Origin of the sequence: Beijerinckia indica subsp. indica ATCC 9039, assembly GCF_000019845.1 — a bacterium.
Classification (GTDB): Bacteria; Pseudomonadota; Alphaproteobacteria; order Rhizobiales; family Beijerinckiaceae; genus Beijerinckia; species Beijerinckia indica.
Genome location: NC_010581.1, coordinates 1,899,799 through 1,913,402 on the forward strand (window position 1 = coordinate 1,899,799; position 13,604 = coordinate 1,913,402).

Sequence of the window (13,604 nt, forward strand, 5' to 3'; positions counted from 1 at the left end):
CTTGATGATCCTCACACAATATTGCAAAATGAGATATTTTTGCCTATATTATCGCATATCGTGATATTCACGGCATGAAAACACTTTCCTTCTCCCGCTCCGCTGCTGCCGATCTCCGGACCTATCGCTCCGATGCCAAGCGCATCGTCGCCAAGATCGAGCGCTATGCGCAGACGGGCGCGGGCGATGTCACCCAACTCGTCGGCTCCACGGCCATGCGCTTGCGCGTCGGCGACTACCGCGTGATTTTCGAGGAAACCGACATGGAAATTTTCGTCACCAAAATCAGCGCGCGCGGCACGTTTACGAATAGGGGAAAGCACTATGGCTCATCAGATCATCATGACGCCGGGCGGGGAAAAGCTGGTCCTCTTGCCTTTCGATGAATTCCAGGCCCTGCGCGATGCTGCCGACGCGGCGGCACATGTCCAAACCCTCGCGGCCCTGGCGCATGGCGAGGAAGAGCGCCTGACGCCGGCAGAGGCCCTGGCCCTTGCCGAGGCCGCGACGCCTCTCGCCTTCTGGCGCCGCAAGCGCGGCCTGACACAAACTGTGCTCGCCGAGCGCGCGGGCATTTCGCAAAGCGCTCTGGCGGGCATGGAGAGTGGCGCTCGCGTTGGAACCGCTGCCGTCCTGGCGCGCGTCGCCAAGGCCCTGCATCTGCACGTCGAGGATCTGATCACAGTGGACGAATGAGGGCATTATGCCCCCCTCCACATATCGTTAAAACAGCCCCGGCATCGCCGTGACCAGCCACGTCTACAGAAAAATGGAAGCGACAACACATTCAGAAACGTTGCGAAATACCCGCATAAACCTGAAATGTCGGTGTATCCTTGTTCAGCCCAATATAGGTGGCTGCATCAAGTTGAAGAGTATCTGTCACGAGATAACCAAAACAGAAATCGGCGGTAAAGATGTTCGGTGTTCCCTTATCGGCGCTGACGGAGGAAAAGAATTCCAAGGTCGCTGTCAGTTTGTCGATAAAGGGAACCGCATGACTGAAATTGATGATATTGGTGAAAGCAGCATGACGTCGGCTGTCGTTGTTGTTGACCAGAATATCGAGCTCGGTCATGAAACCCATGCTGAAATCCCCGGGTAAGCTCACTTGCATGGGAATATCGATACCGCCTTCGACGAGTCGGTTGCCTCCGGCATCGCGCGTGGCTGTGGGGATCTTGACATAAGGGATGAGACCCAAGGCGAAATCACCGCCATCATTGCCGATGAGATTGTATCTGATGCTTAAGACCGTATCACCATAGCTGGTGCCGCGGGTCGTCTGGGCGGGACCATTCGACCAATCCCTGGTCCATTGATTAACCAGACCGCCGACCCCGACCCAAAAATCCATTTGATTGGTCAATCCAAAGATCAGAACCGGATCGGTGGCGACACCCGTGCGGACTGTCTGACTTTGGCCACGGGATTCCGTATAATTATAAAGGTCTGTCTCATATTGGAAATGGCCGGCATCGACTGTGATTGGAGTATTTCCCCTGCTCGGCCGATTGGGCGCGAAACCGCGCATGGCCGATTCAGGGGTCGGATTGAACAAATTATATTGGCTCTTGTCGACGCTCGGCTCTGCATCCTTTTCCGCGGCGAGGACGTGTCCGGCTCCCATGAGACCGGATTCAACGAGGCCAGACCCAAGGAGGAAGGAAACAAGGATCAAGAAGCAATGGCTTGCGACCGTCATGTGCGCCCTGGGATTTTGTTTTGTCCTCGTGAGGGGAAGACACATGCGAACGAAGCAGACGAACATTGCCGATGGAAACCCAAGGTAAGATACAATAGTCAGAAGATTTATCCGTATTGCCGCTTATGTCCAATGGAGAATGGGTGCGGCGATCATCACATCCCGTTCGCGATCAAGCGCCACGGCAGACTGGCCTGTTGTTTGCTGAATCAACAGTATATCATCATGCGGAGGAAGCACGTGGGATTTTTTCTCTGAAAATGACCATGTGATATTCACTCCAGATGAACTCAAGTCACAGTAGAATTTACGAGCTGTTCCACGTGTGGCTTATCTCGATCGCAGAATTTCTATAGTTTTGATAAGTATTGTTATACTTAAAGCTATTCCGAACAGGGAATATCTTCTTCAGTCTTGAATGAAGAGACGTGACGGCTGACGGTGTCTCGACCGTTGTTTCACGAACTCCGGATCTCCTTTCTCAAAATTTTCACCCTTAGTCACATTGACGTCACAAAATATTTGCCTAAATGCAAGCTCTTTGTTACATAATTGACATATTCTCAAAAGTTTCACATAAATCAATATAGCCCATAAATATAGTAGAAAATAGCTCTTTGGCGCGAATTCCTTTCCAGCGAGCCGGTGGCTCAAAAACCAATCATCACGCAACAGCAAATGGTGATCCTCACAAGAAAAGTGGATGGCGATGACTGCACAAAACAAAATAATTGACGTTGGAGACTCCAAACTGGTCCAGCCAGCCACCGCTCCTCGTGAACTCAGAAGCAATTGCCTGTCTTACACCGAAGTTCTAGCGCAATCGGTTTCTGTCATCGCACCCTCCACAGTGCCGGCAGCCATTCTCGGCTTAATCTACGCCACAGCCGGTAACGGGACCTGGCTCAGCTTTCTCATGGGCATGACGGGTCTTGTTCTGGTCAGCTTCAATATCAATCAATTCGCCCGTCGTTCGGCTTCTCCCGGCTCGCTCTATACTTACATCGTCAAGGGCCTCGGACCCACAGCCGGTGTGCTCGGTGGCTGGGCGTTGCTGTTTGCCTATATGGTCACCGGCATGTCCACTCTCTGCGGGTTTGGAATCATCGGTAGCTTGCTACTCGGCCAAATCGGCATTCATACTCATATCCTAGTTCTGTTCGCCATTGGCGCGCTTGGCGCGTGTTATATCGCCTTCCGGGACATTCAGCTTTCGGCCAAGATGATGTTGGTCTTCGAAGGCGTATCCCTTCTGGCAATTCTCATGCTTGGCATCCTCATTTGGATGAACAAGGGCTTTGCCTTGGATACAAAACAGTTGACCCTCGAGGGCGCAACCCCAGGCGGTGTCCTAGCCGGTATCGTTCTGGTCGTCTTCGGCTTTTCCGGTTTCGAAAGCTCCACGTCGCTTGGCGACGAAGCCAAGGATCCTTTGCGGGCTATCCCGCGTTCGGTCATCCAGAGCGTGGTCATCTCCGGCCTCGTATTCATCTTTATGACTTATGTCGTCGTCATGGGCTTTGAGGGCACCGGAGCCGATCTCGGCAAGACCGAGGCGCCGATCGATTTTCTCGCCAATCTCATGGGTTTCAAATTCCTCGGCGTCTTGATCAATATCGGTATCCTGTTGAGCTTCTTCTCCTGCACGCTGGCGGCGGTTAATTCGACGGCCCGAGTCGTCTTCTCGATGGCGCGGCATGGCCTGTTCTCTGACGCGCTGGGTGAGGCGCATGAAAAGAATGAAACGCCCTATATTGCGGTGTTCCTTTCCGCGTTGATCACCTTCCTCGTACCGACCGGTCTTTATCTTGTTGGCGTCAGTGCCTTCGAAAGCCAGGGCTATTTCGGCACATTGTGCAGCTTTGGCTTTTTGTTGGTCTATATGCTGATTTCGATTGCCGCTCCGGTGTATCTCTCGAGCATCGGTAAGTTGAGCGTGAGCGCAATTCTGTTTTCGCTGTTAGGCGGGGGCTTTATGCTCCTCCCCTTCGTCGGCACGGTCGGAATACCAGGAAGCGACTTGTTCCCGCCCATGGAATTCGCGAACAAGATTCTCTTTGGGGTGTTTCTCACTTACATGGCGATCGGGCTCGCTTGGCTGCTGTTGCAGAGAAACCGGCATCCTGACATGATTCCAGAAATGCGAAGCTCGATCGAATCGGTCGATCTGAAATTCGCCAATGCGAGCTCAATTTCCAAGACTGTGATCCATTAAGTGTGATCAGTCCAAGCAAAGCCCGTAAATTGCCGAGGTGGTGGCCATGACACAAACCTCGCCGTGCTTTCACTTTCGGAGTGAAACAGATCAAATTGGGGGATCGGATATTGCCGGTCACCCCATACTGGCCGGGCGTTCGGCTATAGCATTCTCGTTACATTCATTCGGACGTATGAGCGATACGATAAGCCTTTATAATCGCATCGAACTTATCCGAAAGGATATCCGCATTTACAGCGTCCCCGAACTGTGCGGCTGGCATAGGCCCGCACAGGGTGCCTTCACTATCCAGGTAGCCAAATTTTCTCATTCGGCACTGACTTGAAGCAAGTTATGCTCAAATAATGCATAATAAGATTGTTGCGTTGGGGAATGCCGTGGGAATATCATTACTCATCTTAAACCGTAACGGTAGGCCTCTCCTACCGGGTTTTTCATCGATAAAAAGGAGATTGAATCAATGAGCACGACTGCGGAACCAACAGTTGAAACAAACGCTCTTTCCGTTTTGGGAGACGCACTGGAATCCGCCGCGGTATCGCTTGGAGAAGCGGCAACGGATGCGCGCGAATCGGCCAAAATCGCAGCCAAGAAAGTACGCGGGACCCTCTCGGCTGGTGTTTACAAAGCCGCCTATGGCGTATCCTTTGGTGTCGTATTCAGCGCCGTTTTTCTGACCGAATTACTGCCTGAGGACAGTGTCCTTCGCCGTGGCCTCGTCGATGGCGCCAAGGATGGCCTGGAAGTCGCCTTGAGCCGGACACACGAAGCTTCTGCGGCGGAAGAGGAAACGGTGGAAGACGAAGAAGATCTGGAACAAGAGTAATATCGCTCCGATCCCGCTCGCATGATTGAGTGGATAAGGCAACGGTGACAGGTCTGCTCGCTGATGGAAAATCGTCATTTGCGGCTTATTCCTGTCATCATTCCTACCGCGCACCATGGCTTCTTAAGCTCCTCGATTGGCAAAAGATTATTGAGCTGATCTCAAGGCCATCCCGAGGGGTGGAAAGGCCTTGTCAATTTTGACAAACCTCGGGGATAGACCCCTCCTCTCGTGAAGTTTCATCAGTCGATTGATCCCAGCACGCTGCTCGTGGTAGCAGACTTGCCAAGCATGGCATTTCTGCTTTCACGATTGAAGAGATGAGGGTGTTCCAAGGCTGGTGGCGTCGAGGGAAACCAAGGCCGACCGCATTCCTTCCTTACTCTTTATATGGACAATGAAGCGATCCGTCGCTTTACATGCTCGAAGTCTCAGGGACTGCCACACTCCTATGTTGTCGCTCACCAAATGAATGGGGAGAAAAACTTCGTGAGGCCGAGCAAAGAGATACTGCAGAAGTTTGTTTCCAATATAAGAGTTCAGCCTGAATATATTGCGGTCATGGTCTCCGCCGTGGTGGGTTATGTTTCTCTTTCTGTCGCAAAAGAAATAAAAGCCAGATACGACACTAAAAAGAAACTAAATAATACCTCAAGAAAACATCAAGAAGAGACCGCACAGAAAGCTTTTTCCACGGCAGATAAACCGGAGTGGTTCAAAGTTCTCGAGGTTCCTTCTACCGCTTCCATTGATGAAATAAAGATCGCCTATCGCAAGAAAATCTTTGAATATCATCCAGATCGAGTGGCCTCTCTGGTTCAAGACTTCAAAGATATTGCAGAGCAGAAATCACGGCTTATCAATGAAGCCTATCAAGTGGCGCTGCGCCTGAAGAGCCGCGAGGCCATGCTCAACTTGTCTGCCCCTCATTGGGCGCCCAATCAAGCCAGGGTTTCAGAGCCTTTCCAGCCCACTCCGAGGCAGCCAAGGGCGAAAGGCGCTAAGGTCAAGGTACGGGTTCCTTAAAAAACCTCTTCCCATAATCAGAAAGATATAGCATAAACTTTCGAACGGAATTCCTTTCGAGAGCGCGGTGATGCGCGTTCGAACCGAACGCTGGCACCTTTAGCGTGGACCTTAACCCCATTCACCGCGTTGTCACGCAAGAAGCGCATCATGCGCTGAGCCTTGTGGGATAAGATCGTTTGACAGGGAATAAGCGCTGCGTTATAGCTCTATGGAATATCCACTATTTTTATAAACTTAGTGGATAAAGAGCATAAGGAGGCTTTTCCAAACTCGTCGCCATTGATCGTGTCATTGTCATGAAACATTTCCGACTATGGCGTGTATTTGCGGGATGGCCAAAATATTCCAGGGCGGATGATTTTTTCTGCTTCAGGCATGCACCGACAAAAAACTGAAATGTATGTCGATTAGGACCAATTCGTACCCTTCTAAGCAAGCAAAAGTCTCAATTGAGTGGCCACGTTGTCTCGCCAAGCTCGCAATTGAGAAGGGAAACGAAAGAGGAATGCTGTAGTGGTCGAACCAACAAGCACTGTTCTCTCCTCGAATGCGAATATCCAGGGTCCTTCCGTTCGCGCTTCACAGGTCCTGCGTGAGATTCTGTCGAAAAATCCAAAAGTCGAACACTTTTCCGTCAAACATATTCTCGATTCCATCGGACATGCGCCGAACGGCACATCCTTGATGTTTTTTTCCATGCCTGGGATCGTTCCCATGCCCGGAACCTCCGACTTGGCCGGAGTGCCCGCCGGTATGATCGCCGGACAAATGATTGCTGGCAAAAGCGAATTCAAGCTTCCGAAATTCATTCTCGAGAAATCGGTGCCACGCCGCTCGCTCGCGGTCATCATTCACATCATTCTCCCGTTTCTCGAAAAAGCGGAAATGGCTACAAAGCCGCGTTTGATCTGGGCGAACCATCCGGCTGCACAACGCATTCTCGGCGTTTTGCTCTTTCTGCTGGCACTGGCCATTGCCTTTCCGATGTTCGGTTTCAATCTGCAGCATGCAGCGGCGATCTTCACCATTTCCCTGGGAATGGTTGAAAATGATGGGCTTGTCATTTTGATCGGCGTCATCGCCGGTATTGCGTCACTGGTCCTGTTCTTCAGCAGTTTTTCCTGCAAGGCCTTGCGGAAGAAGACGCTGGACATCATGAAGACCTTATCCGCGAAATTCAGCTTCGACTGGATGGGGATGATCCTCAAGAAACTTGGGAGCATCCTGATCAATGTCTTATCCTCCGAGTGGACGCGTCTGCTCTCATGGTGGAATCCCGAAGCGCCCGCGCGTCGCACCGCAAGTAAAAAGGCGCAACAAACTTCGAAGCAAAAGCTTCAAAAACGAAGCGCTATTGCGCATAATCGTAAACGCGCCGATCGTTCTGTCCTTCGCGCAAAGACCAAATCCGTCAGGCCATCGCCGTCACAGGCGCGAGCCGCTATAGTGATGTAGAGATGAAGAAAATAAAAATCTTTGAGTTCGCTATTGATAACCCCTTGACGGAAGAAAAGCGCAAGGTGGTGGAAGAAAAAATAGAGGAAAATGCCCAGCAATCCTCGACCACCGTTTCCTATCTTTGGAAGGAAAACGAGGAAACCCTCCATATTACGGTCGATCCAGTCCTTATCGAGGTGAAATTTCTGGAGAAGATCGTCGAGCTTTACGCGGAAGCGCCTTTATGGGCACGGCTGCTCTTGACCGATAAGAAGAAAAATGAGCTCCGCCAAGAGGTCGAAGCCTTACTGCACAAGGCAGAATTCATCACAGCCAAAAAGGCCGAATGACACCGAATTGTTGCCTTCGCTTCTCTTAAAGCGAGGGCGTCCGGCGGAAGGCGCAAGCCCGCCCGCCAGAACATATTCGCCCCACCTCAAACGAGATAATAAGCGAGCTGAGTTCCCTTGAACTCGATCCAATCCGAGGATCCAGCCTTCTTCGCGTCGCGGGCAGCCAACGCATAAGCGTTTCTGATCGCTCGAAGCGTCGCGGAATAATCTTCCGCTTCCTCTGGGAAAATAAAATCCGTCCCCAATCGCTCGGCAATTCCGATTTGTTGAAGCGCGTTGAACAAATCCGGACGTATGCCCGCTAGCAAGACGGTCAGGTTCTCGCGTTTCGCATCCTTCAAGAATGTATCCAACACTTCGAGCGCGACGACATCTGGGTTACGCACACGCTTCAGGCGCAGGACGATATATTTGATGTTCTGTTTCCACGCCTGATGCAAAGCCTTTTCGAGATAACGTTCGAGATCGGGGGCTGCTCCAAAGAATAATTCGCCTTCGATATCGTAAATAAGCACGCCCTGGCTTGGCGGATCGGTTTCGATTCGCGCGCGCACGACGCGTTCCGGCGTCACAATCAATTCGGCCGCTTTGAGTTTGGAGGCCCGTGTCAGATACCAGGCGATCGACACCGCTGATCCGATGAGAATGGCGAATTCGATGCTGATCGCGATCGCGGAAAAGGCTGTTGCGATCAATAGGATCGCATCATAGCGTGAGCCCCGCAAAGTATAGCGTAAACGTTCGATATCAATCAGCCGTGCCGCGGAGACGACGAGCAGGCCAGCAAGCGCAGCCTTGGGAATATAGGCCGTCAAGGGCGCGAAGATCATCACGGTGAGGGCGACGACGAGCGCGGTATAAAGGCCTGAAAACCGCGTCATTGCGCCCGCCTGATAATTGATCGCCGTGCGCGATAGAGACCCAGCCCCCGGCATGCACCGGAAGAATCCCCCGACGAGATTGCCGATTCCCTCGGCCAAACACTGACGATTATAATCAAGCTGCTGGCGCGATTTATGAGCGATCGCCTTGGCGATCGCCAGAGCTTCAAGCAAGCCGAGAATAGCGATCGCGGTCGCGCTAAAGCTCATGTCGAGCGCCCATTGGAGCCGCACTTCCGGAATATGGGGTCCGGGAAGGCTCGAAGGAACCGTCTCGATCAGCGGAATAGCGGGCTTGCCGCCCGGTGGCGTGATCGACCAGCCCGCGAAATAAGCCACGAGCGAGACGATAATCAGCACGAAAAACATATCGAGCTGAGGCAATCTCAAATATTTCACCAAGCGGCGCGAAAGCAGCGCCAGCACAATGGCCAAACCACTGATCGTCATCGCATGGTAATTATATGGCGCCGGTTGCGTCAGAGTCAGAAAGAGACGTTCGAGGACATGCTGATGACCTGAACCTTGCGCCTTGACGCCAAGCGCGTTGGCGACTTGGCCGATGATTGTCAAGGTCGCAGCGCCAGTGATGAAACCGATGATCACGGATTCCGAAATATAACGGGTAATATCGCCGAGCTTGGTCACGCCGATAAAGATCTGCACCACGCCGATCATGATCGCGAGGAGAAACATCGCTTCATAGGAATCGAGTTTGACCTCGGGTTCGAAAATAGCGAGGGCGCTGAAGACGACAAGCGAAACGGCGCCCGTTGGGCCATTGATCAAATGTCTCGAGGAGCCGAAAAGCGCCGCCACTGCGGTAAAGACTATTGCCGTGTAAAGACCGAAACGCGGATCCACACCGGCTATCAGCGCATAGGCCATGCTTTGCGGCAGTGAAATCGCGGCGACGGTGACGCCAGCGAGGACATCCGCGCGAAAAATTCTCAGCCTATCCAAACTGAACCAGTTCGTATCAATAGCTGGTGGAGAAGGCGAAAGGGCCGCGTCTGTCATGTTTTTTCCTTGAAATGGCGGCTCTCTCTGAACTGAGACGAGCGAAAGCCGCGCGGAAAATTCTCAAAGGCAATATTCAAAGTCGTTGCCGTAGCTTCCGCGCCTACACGCGAGAGACGAAAACATTGGCGACGCCGGGATAACGCATCAATTTGTGCGAGGCTTGGGAACATAGATCGTGTCGATAATGCCGTTTTCCGCGAAGAACTTCTGCTGAGCATCGGCCCAGTCCCGCGCGATGGCAGTAATCGGAAAAAGGTTGATGTCAGGCAGACGATCCGCGTGTTTCGCCAATATGTCGGGGTTGGACGGCCGATAGCCGTTGCGCGCGATGATTTCCTGAGCCTCATCACTAAACAGGAATTCCAGATAGGCGCGGGCTATTTTCTCGGTGCCATGTTTGCTGACATTGCTATCAACCCAAGCAACAGTCGGTTCGATACGCAAGCTGGTCGGCGGATAGACAATCTCGACAGCGCCCTGCGATTGTTCGATTTCGCGCAGGCCTTCATTTTCCCAGGCGAGATGAACATCACCGATCTTTTCGATCGCAAAGGCGACCCCGGCCGAGCGCGCCGCCGGATCGAGGAAAGGGGCGTGATCGTAAAGCGCCTTCAGAAAGTCGCGCGCTTCCTTCTCGCTGCCACCGCGTGTGACGACCGCGCCCCAGGCGGCGAGCGCCGCCGCTTTTCCATTGCCGGAGGTTTTAGGATCGGGAACAATGACATCGATCCCAGACTTCAACAGGTCCGGCCAGTCGTGAATGGCATGGGGATTTCCCTTGCGCACCACGAAGACGATTGTCGAAACATAGGGCTGGGACGCATGTGGCAGACGCTGGTCCCATCCATCAGCGAGCAGCCCCCGCTTGTGCAGCCCTTCGACATCGGACGGCAGGCCCAATGTGACGACATCGGCCTGGAGTTCACCCGTGGCGACCAGACGCGCCTGATAGGACGAGCCGCCATGCGATTGCTTGATCCCAACGCTCGACCCGGTCTCGGCCTCATATTTCTCGACAAAACGCGGATTGATATCGCGATAAAGTTCGCGCGTTGGATCATAGGAAACGTTCAATAAATAATGGGCGGCGCCCCCTTCGCTGTTCTTGGTGATGAGCAGAGCAAGAGCTATGGCGACCCCCGCCACCGCGCCAATATTGATGATGGAAATCCGCATCGCTGCCCTCGACATCACGCCCTAGCTTAATTGATTAAATATATAGAAAGAATGTATTTATGAGCGTGTCAAGAGTGTCATGGAGATGTTTTAATTTCATGCAAAAAAGAATGTTTTTGGGCTGCGAAAACTAGATTTTATCCATTTTCTTCAAAGAGATCATGCAAACAGCCAACGTGGAGTAGGATCTAAATCCCCTCCCCCGAGGAATCGGGTTCCACGATTGCGTTGAGGTCGCGGTAATCGATCAATCTTTCTTCGCCTTTGATATCCCCTGAGATTTGCGCGATCGGCTGATCACTTTCCATATGAATGGAAGAAAGGAGCGTCGTGCGTCGCTTTTCCAAGCGCGACACCAGATCATGAAGCCGTTTCCAATGGCGGATGAAGATAATGCCAGTGGCAGCATGGGAAACCAGGCCGGATTCAAGGCTGCCGAAACCCGCAGCAAATCCCCCTGCGGCTCCAATGAGATTGGCGGCATAGACCATGCGATAATCGGCCTCGATCCGCGAGCGATGAGCGCGGCCGATGCTCCTGAGGGGAACTAGACCCGCCAATCCCGGCTGCAATAGGGTAATATCCGCCGCATCTGACGCGATGGTTGCGAGCCCGCCAACGGAAATACTGACGGCGCTGATTTTGATCAGAGAAAGCGACCCAGGCGCTGCACCGTCGCCGACCCAAACGATCCGATGACCCAGCCTCTCGAGCGTGCGGATTTTCCCCGCATGGTCTAGATTACCGAACACTGTCGAAATCCCGACTCTTTCCGCCCTTTCCTGTGCCTCTTCCTGAGGCCGGCTGGAAATATGAATGAAACGCGTGCGTTTATTGTGTGCCTTGAGAGCGGTTATGACGTCTCGTGCCTCGAGTTTGCCTTGCCGCCTCAAGATCACGACACCGAGTATGACGCCATCGCGCAAAACAAAGGCCGGACGCAAGGGCTCCTGATGCGCGAAATCTCTGCGCGTTCCCTCGTCTCCCTCTCGTCCATACTTGTCATGATCATCCAGCGCCTCGGCGAAAGCCGCGAGCCTGTCTTTCACCTCACGTGGAACAGGAAGGTCTCTGGCTTCGATATAGGCCGGCGCCGCGATCTCGATGAGGTGGGCATGACCATCGAGATAGCGGACGACACCCGCATGGCGGGTCCGTTCGCTGACGGCCGGGATCGGCGCATCGCGTCGACCGGCTTCGGCAAAGAGCGCAATGGTCCGTTCATTCTGTGTGACGGGAAAGGCCGCAGCAGTATAACCAAGAATGACATCCTCGGAGAGGCCAGCGACGGCAATGACCGCCGCGACCTCGATTTGTCTACGCTCCAAATCGCAGTCATCATCAAAGACATAAGTATCGGTCGCAGCGAGCCGGTCGAGCGCGGCCGGATCACGAAAATAAATGCCGCGGCTCAATCCATCGGCGAGATTATGCAGCGCGCCTAATTGCGCCGTCATCTGTGGCGCTGTCAGATAATCAGGACGGATGAGAGCTTGCGAAGGGCGCATCAGGCCAGTCACCGCAAGATTGATCGCCGCGGCCGCAAGCGCTGGCGTGGCATTACGATTGGCGATCCGTTGCGCATCGGCCGAGGACGGCAGGAAGTCGATCTGTGTATGCGGTAACCGCGCTCCGATAGATCCAGCAGCCGTGTTCTCACCAATTTTCTCAACGCGCACTATCAGGGAGCCACCGCGAATGATGCTGGCGGCATAGACCGGGTCGCCAGGGATCTTATCGATAGCGCCGACCGCGCCGGACAGAAATTCCTCGTCCACGGCCGCGAAACCAGCAGTGACAATGCCATCAACCGGGATGACCTCGCCCTCTCGCACAAGAATGCGATCACCAGCAGCGAGAGAATCAACATCGACGGAGATCTCCAAGCCATCGCCGTGAAGGAGACGCGCCTTAGCCGCACGCCGACGATGGATCGCAAAAAGGCGCCGCTGGGCGCGTTTGGCCGTCCCGTAGCCGAGATGTTTCCAGACTTGCATCAACACGGCCATGACGGACGAGGCGAAGGGCATCCCGCCAATCAACATGAAAACCAAGCCCGCCGAATAGAGCGCCGGGAGCCCGATCCTGAAATGCGCGATCTGTTTCGTGGCATTGATCACATTGGGGGCGCCATAAAGAGCGACACCCAGAACGGCGATAGGTTTGACCGCCGGAACAAGATATTGCCCGGTGTAGGAAAGCGCCAGCAAGCCGCCGGAGGCCACCAATCTTTTGCTGGACGGTGGCCCTTCCAAGCCGTTTAACAAACGCGGCCAGGATTTTTCAAGCTGCCGCACCAGCAGATCCAAATCGATTGTATGCGGATCAAAACGGATCGAAACGCTCGCGGTCAGAATATTCGTTCTATAAGCCTCGACGCCGAGGATCGCGGCAAGCTCCTCTTCCAGGCGATAGGCGATGTCCTTGCGATTGAACAGAACCGGATGAGCGAGGCAGATTGCTCCATTACCCTGCCGACGACGGATACGCCAACTGGATAAGGATGAGCCGACACGATAGATCCGGATGGGCCCGATAGAATGTTCAGGGAGATAAAGCGCGTCGATCCCAAGAGGCACAGAACTGGCGGCTGCTATCGTGTGCCCTACGGATGAATGTGCCGTGTCGGCTCCGTGCAAAGCGCGACCGAGCTTGCGCCAGATGCCGGCTTTATCGGCTGACCTCTTGTAACGCAGCCGTCCAAAGGCATCCCGCCGTTGGATTTCAACCTCATTGACTTCTTCAACGCTGAAGACGCGCGCAAGAAATTCCCGAATAAGAGAGTCGGGCGAATCCGCGAAAAGAGTTTTGCTCCAGATTGAAAGGTCCTGCCTGCCGGGTACGATGCGCACGAGAGGCTGTGCGCGAGTAGCGCTTGCCGCATCGAGCACCCATGGCTCGGCATTCAAAAAAACTCCGCGATCGGCTCCATCTTTTTTTGTGGCCTTTGAAAAGA

General features: G+C 53.5%; 11 protein-coding genes. 7 read left to right on the plus strand and 4 right to left on the minus strand.

The features are described from left to right. Positions 1 to 74 precede the first annotated feature (74 nt). Positions 75 to 386: a type II toxin-antitoxin system RelE family toxin gene (locus BIND_RS20570; protein WP_012384668.1), complete on the plus strand. Its 312-nt coding sequence runs from the start codon at positions 75 to 77 to the stop codon at positions 384 to 386. Next, complete coding sequence (locus tag BIND_RS08525; protein WP_012384669.1) at positions 325 to 696, plus strand: helix-turn-helix domain-containing protein; 372 nt, start codon at positions 325 to 327, stop codon at positions 694 to 696. The genes BIND_RS20570 and BIND_RS08525 overlap by 62 nt, the downstream gene beginning before the upstream one ends. A 91-nt stretch (positions 697 to 787) precedes the next feature. On the opposite strand, the gene BIND_RS08530 is transcribed toward BIND_RS08525, so the two are convergent. Then, positions 788 to 1,630 carry a transporter gene (locus BIND_RS08530; protein WP_158304367.1) on the minus strand — a complete coding sequence of 281 codons (843 nt, stop codon included), beginning with the start codon at positions 1,628 to 1,630 and terminating at the stop codon, positions 788 to 790. Between the two features lie 778 nt (positions 1,631 to 2,408). Here BIND_RS08530 and BIND_RS08535 point away from each other — a divergent pair. The 5 genes from BIND_RS08535 (at position 2,409) to BIND_RS08555 (ending at position 7,565) form a co-directional block, all read left to right on the plus strand. Further along, the gene (locus BIND_RS08535) at positions 2,409 to 3,920 is read left to right on the plus strand and encodes an APC family permease (RefSeq protein ID WP_148210594.1); all 1,512 of its coding nucleotides are present in this window, start codon (positions 2,409 to 2,411) and stop codon (positions 3,918 to 3,920) included. Between the two features lie 463 nt (positions 3,921 to 4,383). Further along, positions 4,384 to 4,749: a hypothetical protein gene (locus tag BIND_RS08540; protein ID WP_012384673.1), complete on the plus strand. Its 366-nt coding sequence runs from the start codon at positions 4,384 to 4,386 to the stop codon at positions 4,747 to 4,749. A gap of 489 nt (positions 4,750 to 5,238) precedes the next feature. Continuing rightward, positions 5,239 to 5,775 carry a J domain-containing protein gene (locus BIND_RS08545; protein WP_158304368.1) on the plus strand — a complete coding sequence of 179 codons (537 nt, stop codon included), beginning with the start codon at positions 5,239 to 5,241 and terminating at the stop codon, positions 5,773 to 5,775. 516 nt (positions 5,776 to 6,291) lie between these two features. Then, positions 6,292 to 7,233, plus strand: coding sequence for an exopolysaccharide biosynthesis protein (locus tag BIND_RS20120; RefSeq protein ID WP_012384675.1), 942 nt, complete (start codon positions 6,292 to 6,294; stop codon positions 7,231 to 7,233). Positions 7,234 to 7,277: 44 nt separating this feature from the next. Further along, positions 7,278 to 7,565, plus strand: a complete 288-nt coding sequence (locus BIND_RS08555; RefSeq protein ID WP_244395989.1) for a hypothetical protein — start codon at positions 7,278 to 7,280, stop codon at positions 7,563 to 7,565. Between the two features lie 86 nt (positions 7,566 to 7,651). On the opposite strand, the gene BIND_RS08560 is transcribed toward BIND_RS08555, so the two are convergent. The 3 genes from BIND_RS08560 to BIND_RS08570 all read right to left on the minus strand — a co-directional run bounded on the left by BIND_RS08560 (position 7,652) and on the right by BIND_RS08570 (position 13,557). Continuing rightward, positions 7,652 to 9,469 carry a SulP family inorganic anion transporter gene (locus BIND_RS08560; RefSeq protein WP_012384677.1) on the minus strand — a complete coding sequence of 606 codons (1,818 nt, stop codon included), beginning with the start codon at positions 9,467 to 9,469 and terminating at the stop codon, positions 7,652 to 7,654. A gap of 147 nt (positions 9,470 to 9,616) precedes the next feature. Beyond that, positions 9,617 to 10,648, minus strand: coding sequence for a sulfate ABC transporter substrate-binding protein (locus BIND_RS08565; RefSeq protein WP_012384678.1), 1,032 nt, complete (start codon positions 10,646 to 10,648; stop codon positions 9,617 to 9,619). Positions 10,649 to 10,836: 188 nt separating this feature from the next. Next, positions 10,837 to 13,557 (minus strand): P-type ATPase actuator domain-containing protein, encoded by a 2,721-nt coding sequence (locus tag BIND_RS08570; RefSeq protein WP_244395990.1) that lies wholly within the window; start codon positions 13,555 to 13,557, stop codon positions 10,837 to 10,839. Positions 13,558 to 13,604: the final 47 nt, after the last annotated feature.

What these genes read in the sequence shown, in the direction of transcription:
- BIND_RS20570 (WP_012384668.1), top strand. Translation starts at nt 75, where the DNA reads ATGAAAACACTTTCCTTCTCCCGCTCCGCTGCTGCCGATCTCCGGACC.
- BIND_RS08525 (WP_012384669.1), top strand. Translation starts at nt 325, where the DNA reads ATGGCTCATCAGATCATCATGACGCCGGGCGGGGAAAAGCTGGTCCTC.
- BIND_RS08530 (WP_158304367.1), bottom strand. Translation starts at nt 1,630, where the DNA reads ATGGGAGCCGGACACGTCCTCGCCGCGGAAAAGGATGCAGAGCCGAGC.
- BIND_RS08535 (WP_148210594.1), top strand. Translation starts at nt 2,409, where the DNA reads ATGGCGATGACTGCACAAAACAAAATAATTGACGTTGGAGACTCCAAA.
- BIND_RS08540 (WP_012384673.1), top strand. Translation starts at nt 4,384, where the DNA reads ATGAGCACGACTGCGGAACCAACAGTTGAAACAAACGCTCTTTCCGTT.
- BIND_RS08560 (WP_012384677.1), bottom strand. Translation starts at nt 9,469, where the DNA reads ATGACAGACGCGGCCCTTTCGCCTTCTCCACCAGCTATTGATACGAAC.
- BIND_RS08565 (WP_012384678.1), bottom strand. Translation starts at nt 10,648, where the DNA reads ATGCGGATTTCCATCATCAATATTGGCGCGGTGGCGGGGGTCGCCATA.